At 46.6% G+C, this 20,207-nt stretch carries 13 protein-coding genes; 8 read left to right on the forward strand and 5 right to left on the reverse strand.

Annotated elements, in window-relative coordinates; genetic code table 11:
* Positions 1-113: 113 nt before the first annotated feature.
* The 3 genes from metC to opgC form a co-directional block, all read right to left on the reverse strand.
* Entirely contained in the window at positions 114-1,304 is a 1,191-nt protein-coding gene (metC, locus tag AC2A06_RS01925) for a cystathionine beta-lyase (RefSeq protein ID WP_484379177.1), read from the reverse strand.
* A 49-nt stretch (positions 1,305-1,353) separates the two neighbouring features.
* Positions 1,354-2,043 (reverse strand): VIT1/CCC1 transporter family protein, encoded by a 690-nt coding sequence (locus AC2A06_RS01930; RefSeq protein ID WP_484379178.1) that lies wholly within the window; start codon positions 2,041-2,043, stop codon positions 1,354-1,356.
* 155 nt (positions 2,044-2,198) lie between these two features.
* A complete protein-coding gene (gene opgC / locus AC2A06_RS01935) occupies positions 2,199-3,377 on the reverse strand; it encodes an OpgC domain-containing protein (protein ID WP_484379179.1) in 1,179 nt (392 codons plus the stop codon).
* An 803-nt stretch (positions 3,378-4,180) separates the two neighbouring features.
* Between opgC and AC2A06_RS01940 the strand changes: the two genes are divergently transcribed.
* The 5 genes from AC2A06_RS01940 to AC2A06_RS01960 all read left to right on the forward strand — a co-directional run bounded on the left by AC2A06_RS01940 (position 4,181) and on the right by AC2A06_RS01960 (position 12,621).
* Positions 4,181-6,028: a glycosyltransferase family 2 protein gene (locus tag AC2A06_RS01940; RefSeq protein WP_484379180.1), complete on the forward strand. Its 1,848-nt coding sequence runs from the start codon at positions 4,181-4,183 to the stop codon at positions 6,026-6,028.
* A complete protein-coding gene (locus AC2A06_RS01945; protein WP_484379181.1) occupies positions 6,018-7,370 on the forward strand; it encodes a DUF3131 domain-containing protein in 1,353 nt (450 codons plus the stop codon). Before AC2A06_RS01940 ends, AC2A06_RS01945 begins: the two co-directional genes overlap by 11 nt.
* Before the next feature lie 9 nt (positions 7,371-7,379).
* Positions 7,380-8,960: a DUF3131 domain-containing protein gene (locus tag AC2A06_RS01950; RefSeq protein ID WP_484379182.1), complete on the forward strand. Its 1,581-nt coding sequence runs from the start codon at positions 7,380-7,382 to the stop codon at positions 8,958-8,960.
* A complete protein-coding gene (locus tag AC2A06_RS01955) occupies positions 8,945-10,324 on the forward strand; it encodes a DUF3131 domain-containing protein (protein ID WP_484379183.1) in 1,380 nt (459 codons plus the stop codon). Before AC2A06_RS01950 ends, AC2A06_RS01955 begins: the two co-directional genes overlap by 16 nt.
* A gap of 68 nt (positions 10,325-10,392) precedes the next feature.
* Complete coding sequence (locus tag AC2A06_RS01960; protein WP_484379184.1) at positions 10,393-12,621, forward strand: glycoside hydrolase family 2 protein; 2,229 nt, start codon at positions 10,393-10,395, stop codon at positions 12,619-12,621.
* Positions 12,622-12,678: 57 nt separating this feature from the next.
* On the opposite strand, the gene AC2A06_RS01965 is transcribed toward AC2A06_RS01960, so the two are convergent.
* Complete coding sequence (locus AC2A06_RS01965) at positions 12,679-13,617, reverse strand: hypothetical protein (RefSeq protein ID WP_484379185.1); 939 nt, start codon at positions 13,615-13,617, stop codon at positions 12,679-12,681.
* A 535-nt stretch (positions 13,618-14,152) separates the two neighbouring features.
* On the opposite strand from AC2A06_RS01965, the gene AC2A06_RS01970 reads away from it, so the two are divergent.
* Genes AC2A06_RS01970 through AC2A06_RS01980 form a run of 3 tightly spaced genes read left to right on the forward strand, consistent with a single transcriptional unit; the run spans position 14,153 to position 16,940 of the window.
* Positions 14,153-14,518, forward strand: coding sequence for a GtrA family protein (locus tag AC2A06_RS01970; RefSeq protein ID WP_484379186.1), 366 nt, complete (start codon positions 14,153-14,155; stop codon positions 14,516-14,518).
* A complete protein-coding gene (locus tag AC2A06_RS01975; RefSeq protein ID WP_037386388.1) occupies positions 14,515-15,441 on the forward strand; it encodes a glycosyltransferase family 2 protein in 927 nt (308 codons plus the stop codon). The genes AC2A06_RS01970 and AC2A06_RS01975 overlap by 4 nt, the downstream gene beginning before the upstream one ends.
* An 8-nt stretch (positions 15,442-15,449) precedes the next feature.
* A complete protein-coding gene (locus tag AC2A06_RS01980; protein ID WP_484379187.1) occupies positions 15,450-16,940 on the forward strand; it encodes a glucosyltransferase domain-containing protein in 1,491 nt (496 codons plus the stop codon).
* A 92-nt stretch (positions 16,941-17,032) separates the two neighbouring features.
* Here AC2A06_RS01980 and AC2A06_RS01985 read toward each other — a convergent pair whose 3' ends face one another.
* Positions 17,033-19,762, reverse strand: coding sequence for a cation-transporting P-type ATPase (locus AC2A06_RS01985; RefSeq protein WP_484379188.1), 2,730 nt, complete (start codon positions 19,760-19,762; stop codon positions 17,033-17,035).
* Positions 19,763-20,207: the final 445 nt, after the last annotated feature.

Raw genomic sequence — 20,207 nt, forward strand, 5'->3', positions numbered from 1 at the left:
GTAATAATATGCTATCCCCGGGTTTTTTAAATTACAAAGGGTTGGCAGCAAGGCAACCAGCATAAACCCAGGGGGCGTTTTTTGATGGCATGACGGTCAATTCACGGCACTGTTTAATCAGCGATACGTGCAAAACCGGCGGCCAGATCGTCAATCAGGTCTTGCACATTCTCTAACCCGATATGTACGCGTACCAGCGTACCAGAGAAATCGACACCACCCGCAGGGCGAATTGCCTTGAGTTCTTCCGGTTGGTTGGCCAGGATCAGTGACTCATAACCTCCCCAGGAGTAAGCCATGCTGAAGTGGCTGAAATTATCCAGATAATTGGCTAATTGTTCACTACTAAGCCGTTTTTTGAGTACAAAAGAGAACAAGCCGTTACACCCGCTGAAGTCGCGGCGATAAAATTCGTGTCCTTTACAACTGGGCAGTGCCGGGTGATTGACCACCGCCACCTCGGGCCGCTGCTGTAACCAGTTCGCAACGGTAATACTGCTTTGTTCATGCTGTTTGAGGCGTACATTGAGCGTGCGTAGGCCACGGCTGGCCATATAGGCGGTATCGGCGTCAACCATTTGCCCCATCAAGTAGGAATACTCACGCAAGCGCTCCCAGCAACGGGCATTGGCTACCGCGGTGCCCAGCATATAATCGGAATGGCCGATGATGTACTTGGTACCTGCCTGAATAGAAATATCAATATCAAACTCCAAGGCTTTAAACAGAACGCCGGCGGCCCAGGTATTGTCGAGCATAATGACGATTTCCGGGTTTACGTCACGAATGGCTTTGACGATAGCCGGGATATCCTGCACTTCCATGGTGATGGAACCAGGGGATTCAAGAAAGACCACGCGGGTGTTCGGTTGGATCAACGCCGCGATGCCGGCACCAATCAGTGGATCAAAATATTGGGTGGTAACGTTCATGCGACCAAGAATGTGGTGGCAGAAGTCTTGGGTAGGCTCATAGGCCGAGCCGGTGACCAAGAGATGATCGCCAGCGCCCACAAAAGAGAGAATGGCATTGGCGACCGCCGCAGCGCCGCAAGGGTAGAGAACACATCCCGCGCCACCTTCCAACTCGGTCATGGCATCCTGAAAAGCAAAGTGGGTCAAGGTGCCGCGACGGCCATAAAACAGTTCACCCTGTGCACGTTTGGCAGTGGCATATTTTTTGGCAGCTACTGACTCAAAGACTAATGAAGAGGCACGTTGCGTTACCGGGTTGACGGAACCTTGGGTATAACGTTTGTTACGTCCCGCGCCGATTAATAGGGTGTCCAGCTTTTTTGACGACATCGTGGTTTTCCTTGTTTTGTCCTGTCCATAGGTTATAACCTTTGCTATATCAGTTAACAAGTGAACCAAACAGCATACCCACCCCCGATGAGACTCCCATCGCCAGAGTGCTCCAGAACGTGATGCGAATAATACCTGGAAGTACAGGCGCTCCGCCGGTTTTTGCCGCAACCCCCCCTAAAATAGCCAGTGAAATCAATGTCGAGAGCGCGATTGCCGTAATGGCCCAATCACTGCTGACCATAAAAGCCACCAAGAGAGGAAGTATCGCTCCGACAGCAAAACTCATTGCAGACGTCCAGGCCGCCTGTAATGGACGAGCGGTGGTGATTTCGGAGATCCCCAGCTCATCCCGGGCATGTGCACCTAACGCATCATGACTCATCAATTTTTCTGCCACTTGTTTTGCCAAGGCCAAATCAAGCCCACGGTGGACATAAATTGAGGTTAATTCACGGTGTTCACCCGGATAATCGGCATGTAACTCCGCTTGTTCTTCCGCCAGTGCGGCTTTTTCAGTATCGGCTTGTGAAGAGACCGAGACATACTCCCCGGCTGCCATCGACATCGCACCTGCAACCAGGCCGGCAATGCCGGTTAACAGAATGGTTTGGTGTGTGGCGTTGGCTGAGGCGACGCCCAATAACAAACTGGCGGTAGAAACAATGCCATCATTAGCGCCAAGCACAGCGGCACGAAGCCAACCAATTTTCTCTATGCTGTGTTTTTCTCTGTGCATGCGGTGACTTCCTTATTAATTACGCTATCCATGGTGATTGAAATTGCCGGAACGACAGGATGACGTGCAAGCTATTTTCTTGAGCATGATAAACACAAAATTCTTCGAATAGCGATAGAACCCCAGGAGCATAGCCCACTATAGAACCAGGACCATTAATTTGGCACGAAACGGCGCAGCACTTGAGATTTCGCCAACCACCAAAGGAAAAGCAATGAAGCACAATGGACCAAGGTATTTCTCAACCAGTGGTATTCAAGGAGATTAAATTTTACAAAGAAGCTAGCAATTAATACGATATAAACATGCAGTATAAATGTATAAAGGGAGTTCTGCCCTAAGGGGACCAGGAACCAACTGAATAGATAGTTCATCGGCCGCCAGAAATAGCTTAAAAAGACATACATGGTGACGAGTAAGGCAATGTCATTGAGTACCCGCAGTGGACCAAGCGCATTTTTTGCAGCCAAGTTATCATACATCCAGTTAACTTGATTGATAGGAATGATATGAAGGAAAAATGATTTCGGTAGAAAGGGGTTAAGACGGTTTTGTGCAATAAAGAGCAAAATAAAGAAAATGACTATCAACAGGCCAATCACAAAAACGCCGAACTTATTTTTTGCCAAAGACATCAGTTCATCTTTATACCAACCACAGCATAAGCCAAGCACATAAATTAATTGCCATGAAAGAATCGGGAAGGCGAACTCAAATTGTGCACTGGTTAAAATAATCCTATTATCTTGATAAATAACATATAGAGCTAAAGATACACCCAGCAGTAACAACGCTTTTTTATGGTAAAGGAGATAGAACATCACTGGGGTGATTAATAATAGATAAAAATAAAGTCCCAGTATCTGTGTCTGGTGAGGGCCTATTTGCAAAAATAAAATGTTATTCAACCAGGATTCTAATGAACCACCGTCAGTGGGATACATTGAGTATGCTGTACCAGAAAATCTTTCCACAAAATGGGTAGTCTCATAGGTGTTGACCCCCATTTTGGTTAGTACCAGGATCGAGAGAATAATCGTGATATTAATAAAATAAAGTGTGACTGCTCTACGTAAAATCGAGTAGGCAACCGTAAGAAAATGATCTCTTTCCAGCTGTTGCTTTTTGAGAAAACCCAGGACAAAACCTGACAAGATGACGAAACCTTCCGCCCCGGTGGTTAACCCAAAACGCTCCCAGGTGAAAATGTTAACCACAGAGGTGATCTCGATATGTGCAGCGACCATCATAATCAGGGCAATACCACGCAGGAAGTCAATCCGCAGATCACGTTTACCCGCTGCTTGGGGAGAGGCGTGATAGGCGAGTGACATCCCTTTAATCGATAACCCTGCTGACAATGACATACATCTCCTAAAGAAAATGTTCATACTCGCCGTTATTCAAGCGCCAGGGGCTGCGCCTGAGTATTAGGTCCATTGCGGGAACGAGATCACCGTATCCAAATCTGTTTAGGCTGATCTGTCGTACTCATCACATGGTTTATTGATGCTCTTGGCAATTCTCACACTTGTTGTGGCAACTCGCCAATTAAGGATTGAGACTCGCATGATGTGTTGTTCACAAACACATTATGTTTTTGCCATGTCATTCAAACCAGCCAGATAGAGTATAACGAGAATTATCACTTATTTAAAAAGAATCTTTAAACATTGGCTGGGGCCTAGGGGGCACGGGCATTGTTGGCGTTATTTGAGTTTGAGATTCAAAAGGCGCAGCTCACAACGAGTAACCATGCCGTTAGATGACCGGAGACAGCTCACATTGTGCATGTTTACTACATGCTGGTTTTTGCTTTTTTTTCAATCAATTGTTAGTTAATCATTTGATTAAAAATGATTTTATATTTTTTTTGCCTGGTTTGCCAACCACAGGTGGCTCAACTATATTTAATCGTTGATTAGCACTTTTTAAGTGATTGAAGTATTTGACATCGCCAGTGAGCGGTGGGCAAGTGAATACTCATTATTTGAAATAAACGGGGCGCTAACTCCTTTTGTTCATGCGAAAAATTTATGTGACAAGGGGGCCCAAGTTTATTCAAGTTGCAGCCAACACCGCTGTAGCTTGAAAGATGAAGGGGATAGACCGTACCCGGGATAGGACATTGGCTTATATGGGATTTTACTTTTCAGCGTTTGAGAAACGGACCCCTCCTGCACCTTTGCGTCACCGCAAGGGGATTGAGTGTGTTTGGCAAATCCTGTCGGTCACCGCGCTGGTGTGTGGTGCAAATTATATCCGCTGGCGCTGGATGGAGTCGTTAAACTATGACGCCCTCTGGTATTCGGTTCCTTTGCTACTTGCTGAAACCTGTGCCTATGTTGGCACCATTTTTTTTACCATCAACCTGTGGAAGTTACAGGACTATAAACGCCAACAACCCCCTGCCACCATAAATCAGTGTCTGGAGCCCTCGGCTCAACATGGTGATGACCGACCAATTAGTGTGGATCTGTTTATTGCCACTTATTCCGAGGATGTTGAACTGGTCCGGTTATCCATCATCGATGCCAATAAGGTGACTGTACCCAACGCGATTAGCTATAAAATCTATGTGCTTGATGATGGGCGGCGAGCAGAAATGCGCCAGGTGGCAGAGGAGGAAGGGGTCAATTATATTACGCGAGACCAAAACACCGGCTTTAAAGCTGGTAACTTGCGTAATGGCATGGAACTCACCGATGGTGATTTTATTATTATCTGTGATGCGGATACGCGCGTTTTTCCTTCGATTCTCTGCGATACATTGGGTTATTTTCGTGACCCAGATGTGGCTTGGGTCCAGACGCCTCAATGGTTTTATGATATTCCAGCAGGCAAACCCTTACCGAAGAAGTTACAACAGCGGTTTGGTAAAGGGGGATATTATTTAGGTAAGGCGGTGGAATCCTGTATTGGGCCTATTACCATTGGGCATGATCCTTTTGCCAATGATCCTCAGATGTTCTACGACATTATTTTAAGACGGCGTAATTGGGCCAATGCGGCGTTTTGTTGTGGTGCGGCATCGATACACCGTCGTGAAGCGGTGATGCAGACAGCGCTGCGAAGATATCATCATGATATTGAAGCTGAAATTGATAAGTACACTGACGATATCGAACATGAAGAATTTAAAACCTCATTGCGCGGGGCGATGCTGAGGCAGGTGGCTAATGAAACAGAATTGATGCCGTATAAGTTTCATGTTTCCGAAGATATTTATACCTCGTTGATGTTGCATGGTGATCATGAACGTCGTTGGCGTTCAGTGATGCATCCCGAGGTTGAATCGAAGATGTTATCACCACAAGACCTGCTTTCCTGGATGATTCAGCGCTTTAAATATGCGGCCGGTTCAGTGGATATCCTGTTCCATGACCGACTGTTCAAACGTGGCAATCTTAACCTTAGTGTGCCGCAGAAACTGATGTATGGTTCGACGTTTATCTCTTATATGGCCTGTATCTGGAATACGATTTTCCTGATTGCCCCGATGATCTATCTTTTTACCGGCATTCCTCCTTTGTCAGTCTATTCGACGCCTTTTTACCTCCATTTTGTGCCTTTCTTTCTGTTGTCGGAGGTGGCTTTTATGTTTGGCACCTGGGGAATTTCAGCCTGGGATGGTAAAGCCTCTTATCTGGGGCTGTTTTCCATGAACTTGCGTGCCATCGATACCGTATTGCGCGGGGAGAAAATCAAGTTTCATGTGACACCGAAAGAGCGGCAACAAGGTAATTTTCTTGGTTTGGTCAAGCCGCAACTGGCGATTGTTGGCGTCACCTTATTGGCCTTGATAGCGGGGGGATTGCAACTTTACTGGGGGAGAATTGAAGATCCCTCTGGTTTTTTAATTAATATTTTTTGGTGCTCGCTGAATATCGCTGCGATGATCCCGATGATCCGTGCGGCACTTTGGCAACCAGAGCCATCCGAAGAGGAGATGCCGGTGCCGGAGGAGATATCCAATGTCAATTAAGCAGGATCTGCTGAAAGCGAGAAGCTATCTTACGGTGATTATTGGTTTTATGTTGGCCTTTAGTATTGTTTTCTATGTTGAAAAGCATACCAATCCGGCGAATATGAAATTGCCGCAACTACAGTTAAGTGAGAACTTCCCCACGCTCCCCACAACGCGCGGGTTGGATTATCAGGAAGCGGTCTGGGCAAGAGTGGCCTGGCAATACTTTGTCAATAATACTCAAGAGAGTGGTTTGGTTAATTCCGCTGACGGTTTGACTTATACCAGCCTATGGGATTGCGGGAGCTATCTATTAGCCCTGATCTCTGCTCATCAACTCAATGTTATCGATGATAAAGAACTTGATGCGCGTATGCAGAAGGCATTAATGGCCTTGAGTTCATTACCCTTGCATCAGGGGAATGTGCCTTATCTCTACTACAGCACAACAGATTTAAAACCGCTTTCGACCGCTTATGATGTTGATTATTCGTTGGTGGATCTCGGGCGGTTGTTGGTCGCGTTCAAGGTGATTATCTGGCGTTATCCGCAATACAATGCCTTAGTTCAGCAAACGGTGAAACATTGGGATCTGGCCGCTTTATTCGATATGGTGAAAGATAATGCCTCACTGAAAAGCCGTCATAAGCAAGCCCATTTTAAGCCCAATAATTATCGCAGCGGTTACGGTTATTCGCTGTATGCCATTAACGGTTTGTCATTAATTAATACTTGGGCTGGAATCGTATTGACGAATAGCCGGCAACAATTTGATTTTATTACCGTCAATGGCATAGACATCCCTGATGATGGTAAGGCGACAATAAGGGGTAAGCCGTATCCTGTTATCAATAGCTTACCTTATATTCTCAGTGGCCTGGAAAATGGTTTTAATACCGAGTCAGCCGAGATTTCATGGCGCATTATTCAGGTTCAGAAGATGATTAACCAGAGTAGTGACAGGCACAGTTACGTTAATATGGGGCTCACGAATATTTTTCCTGTTGTCGGAAAAAAACAACCTAATAGCGGGCAGTTACCATCAACCCAAGATAGTGCGTTACCTCGTAATAAGGTTGCGCTTTCTCTTTCAACGCAAGCCGCCTTTGGCTGGAATGCCTTATTCAGTACTACCTGGACCCAACAGGTCAGGCAGCAAGCAGCAACGCTGTTTGTACCGGGCAGAGGTTGGATTGAGGGAGTGGAGGCACAGAGCCAACAACCCAGCAAGTTAATTACGGCGACAACCAATGCAGTCATTCTGGAAAGTCTGATGTATACGGCTCAAGGAAAGATGGTCTGCTTTGCCTGTCAGAATACAGAAACCGCCTCTGCGGAACAATCTTCAGGATCTCATTAAGGAGCACTCATGCGTTTGCTACCCTTTTATTTGTCACCGCTGAGGTTTTTCAGTCATTTAGTGGTGAGTATGTTGGCAGTGACCACCTTATTAGTGGGGAGTTCGTTCTGCGCACTGGCAGAACAGCAGCTTCCTGCTAAAGATTATCCTGTGCGTCAAGGTGAATTGACTGAGCGTGAAAGAGCCATGGCTAACCGCGCCTGGGAGTATTTCGTCACTAACTATCAACCCACCACTGGGTTGGTGAATGCGGTGGACGGTTACCCTTCTACGACGATGTGGGATACAGCCTCTTACATTGCCGCTGTGGTTGCAGCTCGAGAGTTAGGCATTATAGATAAAGCTGAATTCGACAAACGGATGATCAAGTTGCTGGGGACGCTCAATAGTATCTCGCTATTTCAAAACGAGATGCCGAATAAAGCCTATAACACTATTTCTGCAGAAAAAGTGAACTATATGAATAAGCCAGGCGAGATCGGTTTTTCACCGTTGGATGCTGGCCGCCTGCTGATCTGGCTACGGATCATTAAAGAGCTTTATCCTGAATATGCCAACGGTGTTGATAATGTGGTGCTCAGATGGGATTTCACCAATGCGATAGATGGCTGTGGGACCATGTATGGCGCCATCGTTGGTGGTGATAAGAAGACTATTTATGTGCAAGAAGGGCGGCTTGGTTATGAGGAGTATTCGGCGCGGGGTTTCCAACTTTGGGGGTTTAACACCTGTCAAGCTTCACGCCCTGAACCCTATCAGCTGAAAGATATTTATTGTGTGATGGTGCCTTATGATTCGCGTGATCCTCGTGAACATGAGCAACATAACTATGTGGTGATGGAACCTTTTTTCCTGCAAGGCATGGAGTTTGGTTGGGGTGAAAAGAGAACCGATGTGCAGGAAAAGGCCGCCATTCTTCCTGAATGGGTACATGACTTTGGCGATCGAGTTTACCAAGCGCAGGAAAATCGTTATTTGATCACCGGGATGGTGACCGCCCGTACAGAACACCAGCTAGACCGTGCCCCTTACTTTGTTTATGACACTATCTTTTCAGATGGTTTCGACTGGAACACCATCACGGATAAAGGCAAGTTTGTGCCTGAGTTCTCTGCAGTCTCATTGAAGGCAGCTTTGGGGATGTGGGCGTTATGGCAGTCTTCTTATACTGACCATCTGTTTAATATGATTGAAAATGCCAGTGAGAAAGGCAAAGGATTTTATGAGGGACTTTACGAAAACGGAAGTGGACCAATTAAAACCTTCACCGCGAATAATAACGGCATTATGTTGGAAGCGCTGTTATTCAAAACACAAGGCAGCATCCTGAAATTGAGAGTACAAGATTCGCAAGCGAAAGATTTTGTGCCGTCAATTTGGAACCAAAGGCTATTGAACGTTTTTGAAGAAGATAATAAACGTTTGAATCGGCCCTTTATTTCACCGGATAAAGGTACGCGCAGTTGGTGTGAACGGACCGGGGTGGCATTGCGTGAGGCACCAACTTGCACGGCATGCCAGTGTGCGCAGTGTAGCGAGGATTTGCCCGTTAAACTTCCACCGGCGCTCTCATCATGTACCAAAAAATAACAGGCAAAATACTCCTTTGGCTGCTGTTTGTATTGGTCGTTGCGCTGGTACTGTTTCCAGCGCGCATCCAGCAAGGATGGCAGTATCTTTATCAAGGCGGTTGGCAGTCGCAGGGGCGGCTAGGGCCGCTGACGGCGGAAGAGCGTCAATGGGCAACTATCGCCTGGCGTTATATAGAGAACAATACTCAACCCACAACTGGGCTGGTAAATGGGAGTGACAATTACCCGCTGACGACGGTAGGTCAGATTGGCGACAGCATGATGGCGGTGCTTGCTGCCAAACAACTGGGGGTAATTGAGCCGGCAGAGTATGACCGGCGGATAACCACCTTGCTTGCCACACTACAAGCGTTGCCATTGAAGGATGGCATCGTCAACCGCCATTACCGCACTACCGATGCGGCCATGGTAGATTCAACGGTAAAACCTGCGGCAACAGGGTGGTCAGCGCAGGATATTGGTCGCTTGCTGGTTGCTTTGCGCCTGGTTCGTAATTTATCGCCTGATTATGCTTATTATGTCGATAAAACCGTCGTGAACTGGAACTTTTGCCCACTGTTTGATTCGCAGGGTACCTTGTTGAGTGGCAGGCGCCAGAACGGCAAACTGTCTACCCAAGATGATTTGCGCTTGGGTTACAGCGAATATACCGCCCTGGGATTCCAATTATGGGGTTTTTCTGCCGCCAATAACCTCGCCTTACCGTACAAAAATATTCAGATATATGGCATCCCCTTAGCGATAGATGAGCGTGACCCGCGGACTACTGGGGTGAGTGATGCACTGACTTCAACTCCCTATATCCTGGCTGGGATGGAGTTTCAATGGCAGATACCGGGGAATGCGACGCAGAGCGAGGCGTTGCGCCGCCAGGCACTAAACATGCTTAATGTGCAGCAATTACGTGCCGAAAAAGAGGGAATATTGACTGCACGTGCCGACTTCTCACTGAATGCAGCCCCTTGGACCATTAGCGATACCGTTTTTGCCAGTGGTTTTCCCTGGAATACACTGGATAGTAAAGGGAATTTTCGGCCTGAGTATGCTCAGCTTTCAACAAAAGCACTGTTCGGTATGTGGGCATTGTGGAATACCCCCTATACCGACCAATTGATGCGTCTGGGGCAATGGCATAATGATCCGCAACGGGGCTGGTTTGAGGGGCGTTCCGAGCGGTCGGGTAAATTAAATAAGGCGTTGACGTTGTCAACCAACGCGCTGGTATTGGAGTCCTTATGGTACAAAAGCGCTTATGGTGTGTTGGTACGTGACAACCCTGCTGGTGCCTTTGAACGCATGCGTCAGGAAGTCTTTAATCGCCCAAAAACCTGCTTGCCATTCGAACCGCCAGGTACGATGTGATGACACTGCTGGGGATAACATTCAACACCGTGATTATCACCAGCCGGGATATTTGTTGAGGTATAGAAATGAACCGTCTTAACTTGCTGTTCCCGTTACTGTTGATTGCCGGCTGTGTCCAACAGGCACCTTCAAGTGTGCCACCCTTGGCCGATATCTCACTAAATGGTACTTGGTGTATCAAATTGCCGCCGCCTGCTAGCGCAGATGCACTGCCGTTGTTCAACGACAAAATATGTCAACCGATGCAGGTACCGGCAAATTGGTTCACACAGGGCGTTGATCGCCACGGTGTCGTCTGGTACCAGACGAACTTTTTGTTGCCAACGCTCACCTCGGATCAAATGGCAACGCTGATATTCAATGGCGTTGACTATTCTGCTGATATCACGCTCAATCAACAACCGCTTGGGCAACATAAAGGTTATTTCCAGCGATTTGCCTTCGATATCACGCCAACTGTTGGGGCTCATAACCAGCTATTGGTTAAAGTTGACAGCCCAATTGAAAAGCCTGGTCCCCATTGGTATATGCACAAAACGCTGATCAAGGGGGTACTTGCTCACCATGATACTCGCCCCGGAGGGGCATGGTCGGAGCGTGGACAAGAAGCTAATTCTGGGGGGATATGGCAATCCGTAATGGTACATGTCAGTCGTGGGGCGGTCATCGACAATTTGCTGACTTCTGTGGATTGGCAGGACGGGCTTACCCAGCCTCAAGTCAAGGTTGAGGTTGATTACCGAGCCAATGCTGCGCGTCACGGGGAGCTCGTTATTGAACTGACCCCTGATAATTTTACTGGGCGTTCTTATCGCTTTAGCTATCCGGTTGCCCTTAAACGTTCCCCTGACAAGACACAACAACTGTCATTCAGCCAGAGGGTGCCAAACCCAGCGCTTTGGTGGCCTGCGGGTTATGGTGAGCAGAATCGTTATCAACTCCGAGTCTCACTAAGAGATAGTGATGGCTTGCTTGACCAGCAAACCATTAAGACCGGGTTACGTAAAATCAGCCAGGATAACCTGAATAACAGTTTGTTAGTCAATGATAAGCGGATGTTTGTTCGTGGTACTAACTACATTGGTTCTGTCTGGCTGGGGAGCATGGATGGTGAAAAATACCATCGTGACCTGCAACTGATGCGTGAGGCGAATATCAATACGGTACGTATACATGCACATATTGCGGGTCAGGCGTTGTATGAGCAGGCGGATCGTATGGGCATACTATTGTGGCAGGATTTCCCGCTACAGTGGGCTTATGACGACAGTCCGTCCATTGTTGATGAGGCGAAGCGTCAAGCTAACGACCTGTTACGGCAATGGGGTAACCACCCTTCCATCATCGTCTGGTCTGGGCAGAATGAGCCGCCGTTCGATTCCCCATGGATGAAATCACGTAAGGGGTGGACACCCACACTGAATAAAACGCTGACTGAGCAGGTTGCCCAGGTCTTGAGCCAAGACGATGGGCGGATCGCGCATGCTTGGTCTTCGGTTAATGAGCACCCATGGTTAGGGTGGTACTCCGGTAAGATGCAGGATTATCTCAAGCCAACTCGTAGTCGATATGTGACTGAGTTTGGGGCGCAAGCCCTGCCTAATATAGAGACGCTACGTACCATTATTCCAGCAGATAAGTTATGGCCTGGTACCACCAATGATAAGGCGCCTGGCTGGGATATCTGGCGTTACCATAATTTCCAGCCCAAAAATACATTTGTCATGGCTAAAGTGCCAATGGGCAAAGATATTGAAGAGCTGATTGCCAATACACAAAAATATCAGGCAGACCTGATCCAACTGGCGGCAGAGAGTTACCGTAGGCAACGTTATCAGCCAGTGAACATGCTGTTTCAGTTTATGTTTTCTGAAACCTGGCCTTCCATAAACTGGGCTGTCGTCGATTATCTACGGCAACCCAAGCGGGGATATTACGCACTGCAACGTGCCTATCAGCCAGTGCTACCTTCCATTCAACCGATAACGCAGAACTGGATAGTAGGGCAATGGGGGCAGATTGGTTTGTGGGCGATTAATGATCGTTGGCAGACTTATCCTGATGCAACGCTGCATTGGCGTGTACAGCAGGCAGGTCATGTTATTAGTCAAGGGGCAGAGCGGGTTGATCTGGCGGCAGATAGTGGCCAAAAAGTGATTGAGCTGAAGGTGCGCCCTCGGGGTCAGCAAACCATGGTGGTTGAGGCAGAATTACGTGATAAAGCTGGGAACGTGTTGGGGAAAAACCAATTCTCTTTCAGTAATATCAAGGCGCAATCAGCAAAGGTGAAGTGATCGTTTTCCCAGCAGCTTGAATGACAACGGGGTAGGTTGCCGGGTTATTCAAGTTGCTTACCAGGGAAGCGTCCAGCTAATACTCACCGTTCCAGACCTGAAATTGGCGGTTGAATTACTTTTCCAAGGGTAACGTGTACCACTGTAGTTATCATAACGTATCGAGATAGCACCAGGTTTATAACCGGAATTATAACCGAAGCTGTAGGTGTAGTCAGAGTTCCAAGGCTGTTGTTGGTTTTTATCCGGGTAATAGAAACTAGAAAGCCGCAAAAAATAGTGACCTTTAAGGGTATAACCGCAACTTGCCAATAAAACGTTTTTATGGCGCTTGGTGGCATCACTGACGCTGTCATAATAGCGATAGGAGTAGGTATAACCAACCTGACACCCTATGTTGTCATCTTTATTAATCAACAGATGTTTTTCAATGCCTTCAGGTAGCTCGAATTTATAGGCAGAAGTAAATGACCCAGTCTCAAACTCAGTAATTTGCGAGCCTTTTTGTGGGAAAAAATGGTTATCTTCCGCATAGTTGCTGTATATAAAGCTAAAGGTATTAGGACGCCAGTCATCATAGCCAAAACTGTAAGAAAAACGGGTAGCGTATTTATTCACTTCCTGCAATGGGACATTCACCGTGGTGTTAGCAAAAAAGTTACTTAAGGGTGAATATTGCATGCTGAACAGAGCGCGATGATTCAGCATCTCCCGGGTTTCAGAAGTTTCTCTGCCGGTCGGAAGCGTGATGTCTGATCTTTCTAAGGGAACACTGTAGGTGAGTGCAGTAGAAAATGAAGCTTCACTGCCTGCGAACAGGCGTGACCAGGGGTTAGTAAATACGTTGACTAGCGGCTTTTGAGGGGGGTTGGCTGCTTGTGCCATAGGAAGCCCAAGTGTCGTCAGCAGGCACAAAGTAGATAGCTTATAGACAACGGGAATCAACCGATCATGAGGACAAAATCGATTAATTTTGTGCTTGGCGCTATTCGGCATTCCGGCATACCTGCTGTGACCTATTCTCTGCTCCTATCCTAAGAAAATTTGGTCATATTGTCACACTAAAACAGGCCTATCTTCAAAAATAGCTATTGTCATAACAGGAATGGTGCTTCTTTTGACGCTATTGTGACAATTGCAAGTCAAAATGCTGTTATTTCAGATGCTCGCTATACCAAATAATTTGATTTACCGATCAATTGTAATGCCAGAGACATTTGAAATATCACTAAACGCAGTGAGGGAGGCAATCTTTGGGGGAGAGGGGGCAGAAACCAGAGTCGATGGGTATTGCACCAAAATGAGGCTGTAACGGTAATTTTCCGCACTATAGTGGCCGACAAAATGAGGCACAATAAGGTGCCAATCAATTATCTGAATGGTATTTTTTATTTCCATTTATCAAGAGTCATAAAATAATAGAAATCTAGTGATCTGGATCACATTTTTAGCGGTGGGTCGGAGGACATAAAGGCGCACCCTGAGTTCACTATTATAATTAATGCATAGCAAAATTATAATGAGTTTAAGCATGTGGAAGTTATTCACCAAATATGGTGTTGTTGGTATTTTGAACACGTTGATACATTGGATGGTATTCCTGTATCTGTACTATGATTTACTGCAAAAACAAGCTATTAGTAACTTGGTGGCGTTTGCTATTGCGGTCACTTTCTCATTTTTTGTCAATGCACGATTCACGTTTAAAAGTTACGTGTCGTTGAAGCGCTATGTGCTGTATGTGGCTTTTATGGGGGCCATGAGTTGGTTGGTGGGCGCTTTAGCTGATAATCAGAAGATAAATCCGATACTAACGATGATTATTTTCTCCGCAATAAGTTTAGTGCTCGGTTTCATTTACTCGAAATATATCGTTTTCAGGATAAAGTCCCAATGATAATATCGCTTGTAGTGCCTGTTTTTAATGAGGAAAAGGCAATTCCTATCTTCTATCAGGCTGTACGTAATCAGCCGGAGTTATCGCCGTTTGATATTGAGATCGTGTTTGTCAATGACGGTAGCCAAGACAAGACAGAAGTCGTCGTTAATGAGTTAATTAAGACCGATCCGCTGGTATTGCTGGTCGATCTTTCACGCAATTTTGGCAAAGAACCAGCCTTGTATGCCGGATTGAAGTACTCCACTGGCGATGCCGTTATCCCTATTGATGTCGATTTGCAGGATCCTATCGATATTATCCCTAAATTAATCGAATCTTGGCAGAATGGTGCAGATGTGGTGCTGGCAAAACGGACCGACCGCCAATCAGACAGTCGATTGAAACGGCTCAGCGCCGCCTGGTTTTACCGGATACATAATATCGTTTCCAACCCGGAGATTGAGGAGAATGTGGGGGATTTCCGCCTGATGAGCCGCCAGGTGGTTGATGCAGTCATGATGCTCAATGAACGCAATCTTTTTATGAAAGGTTTGCTCAGTTGGGTCGGGTTTAAAACAGAAGTGGTCACTTATGCTAGAGCTGAACGTGTTAGTGGTACTAGCAAGTTTGGTTTCTGGAAGCTATGGAACCTCGCTTTAGAAGGAATCACCTCGTTTAGCACCATTCCTTTGCGTTTTTGGACCTATATCGGTATGAGCATCGCTTCGTTGTCGTTTTTTTATGCTCTCTATATGGTTATCGATAAAATTGTTAATGACAACCCGGTGGCAGGTTATCCCTCTTTGATCTCTATTGTGTTGTTTTTGGGCGGGATCCAGCTTATCGGGATTGGGGTTCTCGGGGAGTATATTGGCCGCATCTATGTTGAGACCAAACATAGACCACGTTTTATCGTCAAGAGCTTAAAGGGGAAAAAATGAGCCATCTAATGAATAAGCAAATTTCTGCAAGGAATGCCTTTGTCTTTGTTTTAACTTGCTGCTTGCTCTATGCTTTCCCGATTATTTTGGCAGATGTCTATTATCGTGATGACTTTGAAAGGGTGCTAAACCCAGCCGCAGGGTGGTATACGCTCGGGCGCCCCACCGCTGACCTGCTGATGCGGTTATTTTCGTTTAATATTTTTGAGCTTACCGATACCGCACCTTTTACTCTGTTGCTGGGGATTCTGTTTATCTCTTGGGTCCTCTGGACGGTAGCAAAGCGAAATGAAACTCTTTTAACCATCGGTTCTCTTTGCCCCTATATTTTGTTGCTGATTAGTCCATTCTTTTTACAAAACATCTCCTACAAGTATGACAGCCTCCCGATGATTGCTGCACTTGCCATCTCGATACTGGCTTATTTTTATCCGCGAGATAGAGGCGTTAAAAGCTATCTTATTCCCATTGCCTATCTTTTTTTAGCGTTGACGATGTACCAGCCGTGTACCAATATTTTTATTGGTTTATATGGTGTTAACCTATTAGTTGGTTTTAATAAAAATAGCCGTTCACCATTACAAGAGACACTATGGGCAGGTGTAGTGTTATTATCGGCTTATATTTTATATTTTGTTATTATCAATAAAATGCTGGGAATGAGTGGTGGTCGTGATGCCATGGTCCCCTTGCCAGAGTTGGCTGATTATCTTATTAAACATACTAAGATTTTAATTCACTATATTAAGTCTGCTATTACCCGTGAATTGAAAATTATTCTTTATGTTACTTCTTTGTGTGTTGTTTATGCGTTTTTCCTGAATGTTTATAACTTTCTGCAAGATAAACAATGGAGTGTGAGTACGCTGTTATCTTTACTGCTGATGGTGTTGTCGCCGATAGTGATCTTCCTTGCTTTTCTTGGGCCATTGTTTTTGCTTAGGGAAGGGATGACGGATGTTCGGGTGTTATCTGGGGTTTCTGCGACACTATTTCTGCATGGCTATTCTCTCGTTGTGGTTTTGAGAAAGCTAAAACCTAAATGGATGTTGTTAAGTCTGGTTCCGGTATTTTATTTTACTGCGGTGAGTTTCCAATATGCGAATGCGGTAAAAAATCAGCACATGTATGAGGACCGTATTTTCTCGTGGTTGATCTATGACTTGATGGCAGTCAATGCCAATAACCACGGAAAGATTTTTATCAATAACTACCCCGGTACTGCACCTATCACCCAAACTATTATCAACCATCAGGCAATTATCGATTTGATGTATACCCCATCTTATGGCTGGATCTCGAGGCGCACCCTCTATTCTATGGGGCTCAATAATGTCGATTTGGGGTGGGGGGATAACTATGCCGATATGTTGCAAACGGTTTGCAGTGCGTCATCAACACCGCTAAAAGATAATAAGTTTTATACGATTTATGCCGTGGGTGATAATACCTTGGTTTGGTTCAAGAATAAGTTTAAAACCTTGTGCGGTAAACGGTAAACGGTGGCACGTTAAAACGGTTTCAGAATGAAAACGCCCGGCAGAGATGCCGGGCGTTTGAGTTTCAGTGCGGGGTTAACACGACCACCATATTATACCGTGGTTTTACGACGCGCTTTGATACTGTTAATAATCCATTTTTCCACTTCTACAATCAGGAACAGCCCCACCGCTATCATCAGTGTCACGCCCCAATAGAACAGGGGGAGTGGCGCAGTACCGAACAGTGAGTTCATAAACGGTAGATAGATGATGGCCAGTTGCAGCAAGAACAGCACACCACTCACTAACCATAAGCCTTTGTTGAGGAACACCTGGCGGTTGAGTGGGAAACGGTCATTGGTACGGCAGTTGAACATGTAAACCCACTGTGCAGTCACTAATGTTTGCAACAGCACAGTACGGATGAGTTCGCTGCTATAACCGCGCGGCTCCATCCAGGCTTCAAGGATAAAGGCACTGATGGCAATTAAGGTCCCAACGAAGGCGATACGCCAGATAGCGTGCAGATCCAGTACATTACTACCGGGGATCCGCGGCTTACGGTGCATCACGTCTTTTTCTGCCGGTTCATAAGCCAGACCAAAGGATAAGGTGGTCGAGGTGGCCATGTTCATCCATAAGATCTGGATAGGCGTCAGTGGCAGCATGGCACCCATCAGAATGGCGATGATGATCAGTAGCCCTTGCGCCAGGTTGGTGGGTAATACAAACAGAATGGTTTTCTTCAGGTTGTCGTAGACACGGCGACCTTCTTTTACTGCACTGGCAATGGTGGCGAAGTTATCGTCGGTCAATACCATATCGGCGGCCTCTTTGGTCACCTCGGTACCTTTAATCCCCATGGCGATGCCGACGTCAGCCTGCTTCAGTGCGGGAGCATCATTGACACCATCACCGGTCATACCGACGACGCCGCCCTTATCCTGTAAGGCTTTTACCAGGCGTAGTTTATGTTCCGGGCTGGTACGGGCGAAGATATCGTAATGTACTGCGGCTTCTGCCAACGCTTTATCATCCATATGTTCCAGTTGGGAACCGGTGATGGAGTCCTGACTGTTGCCAATACCTAACATGGCACCGATAGCCATCGCGGTTTTCTGGTGGTCGCCGGTGATCATTTTCACGCGGATACCAGCCTGCTGACACTCGGCGATAGCGGCAACCGCTTCTGGCCGCGGTGGGTCCATCACACCGGCGATACCGATAAACACCATCTGTTGGCGAATATCGTTGTGATCCAGTTCGGTTTCGCCGTCAGCGGTGGTTTTGCTGGCAGCCGCCACCATACGCAAACCTTGCTCGGCAAAGCGTGACATCTCCGCTTCCCAATAGTCGCGGCGGAAGGGTTGAACACCCGCATCGGTCAGTTCAAATTCGCATAAAGCGAACAACACATCAGGTGCGCCGGTAAGGAATATCTGATTCTTGCCTGCTACCTGGCTACGTACTGCCATATATTTGTAGCTGGAATCGAATGGAATTTTAGCCACTTGCTGTGTTTGACCGACATCCAGCTCCGCTTTCATGGCCAGCACTTTCAGGGCACCTTCGGTTGGGCTACCGGTGACCCCCCAACGACCATGTTCATCCTGTTTGACATGGCTGTCATTACACAGCGTGATGGCGGTGATAAATTGCGCCAGTGGGGGAATATCCTGCACCTTCACTGGCTGGTTGCTATCACTAGGGAAAATAGCCCCGACAGGCTGGTAGCTTTCACCTTCAACACGGAATGAACGGTCGGCCATGATAACGTTTTTTACCGTCATTTCGTTCATGGTCAGGGTGCCGGTTTTGTCCGAACAGATCACCGTCATTGAGCCGAGTGTTTCCACGGTGGGCAGTTTACGGATAATGGCTCGGTTACGCGCCATGGCCTGCACACCCAATGACAGGATAATCGAGATGATAGCTGGCAAACCTTCAGGAACCGAGGCAACCGCCAGGCTAATCAGTGCCACCAGCAGTTCACTGAACGGCATGTCACGCATTGTGAAGGCAAACAGGAACAGCAACACCATCATCACCAGGATCAGCATAAAGATGCTTTTACCCAGGCGATCCATTTGTTGTAACAGGGGGGTACGCTGAGTCTCAACGGTTGAGATCATCTCGCTGATATGGCCCAGTTCGGTAAAGCCCCCGGTAGCGATGACCACCCCTTTGGCGTTGCCGGCGCTGATGGTGGTACCCGAGAATAGCAGGTTGGTGCGATCGCCAATCATCACTTCATCGGCAATGGGGTCGGTTTGCTTGGATACCACGGTGGATTCACCGGTAAGAATAGCCTCTTCAACCTGCAGATTATGGGATTCCAACAAACGCAGGTCGGCTGGGATTTTATCGCCGGGGCGCAGCAAAACAATATCCCCTGGCACCAGATCTTCAGCGTTCACCGTCTGGTTAATACCATCACGTATGGCGATCGCCTGGCTGGACAGCATGTTACGAATGCCTTTCAGTGATTTCTCGGCACTGTTTTCCTGCACAAAACCGATTAGGGCGTTGATCACGGCAACACCAAGAATCACGACAGTATCGATCCAATGGCCCATGATGCCTTTAAGCAAGGCTGCCGCTAACAAAATATAAATCAGGACATCATTAAAGTGTGCGATAAAACGGATAAACGCACTTTTCCCCGCCTGTTCAGGCAGAGCATTGGGACCATACTTTTTTAACCGTTCAGCGGCTTCTTGAGTACTCAGGCCATTTTGCTGGCTATTTAGCTGTTGAAGTGTGTCTTCAACATTATGTTGGTACCATGGTTTACTCGCCTTGGGCGACTCATGATAGTCATTGGGGGTGTGTTTTGGCATTTAAGGCCTCTCCTAAAGTCAAGCGTACTCAAATTTCAGTCTGTGCTGTCTGCTCTTTAGTCGAAATGTTATTCCATTATTTGTGGCACAGAGAGATGATTGTTGTGTATTTTCAATCAATTCTTTATCAATTATTCCGCTGCATGATAGTCGATAATCAAAAACTTGTCTTATTGATCTCAGCGGACAAAAGCACATTAATACTCCCTGTGCTGTTAAATATGAAAATGCTTCTAAATAAATGTTTTTACAATGTAATTGATTTGTATAACAACGAACGATCTACTATAGAGAACTATAGAACAGAGAATCTATTGCTGTGGTGAAATTTTTCTTATAATCAATCCTGTCATACCCAAGTTTATTCAGGTTGTATCCTAAGGGAGCCAGGCAGTGGTTTCCCGTTATCGGGCGTGAGACACTGCACCCCTAGAAACCACAAGTC

Source organism: Serratia sp. HNCC26DJ244 (genome assembly GCF_057180565.1).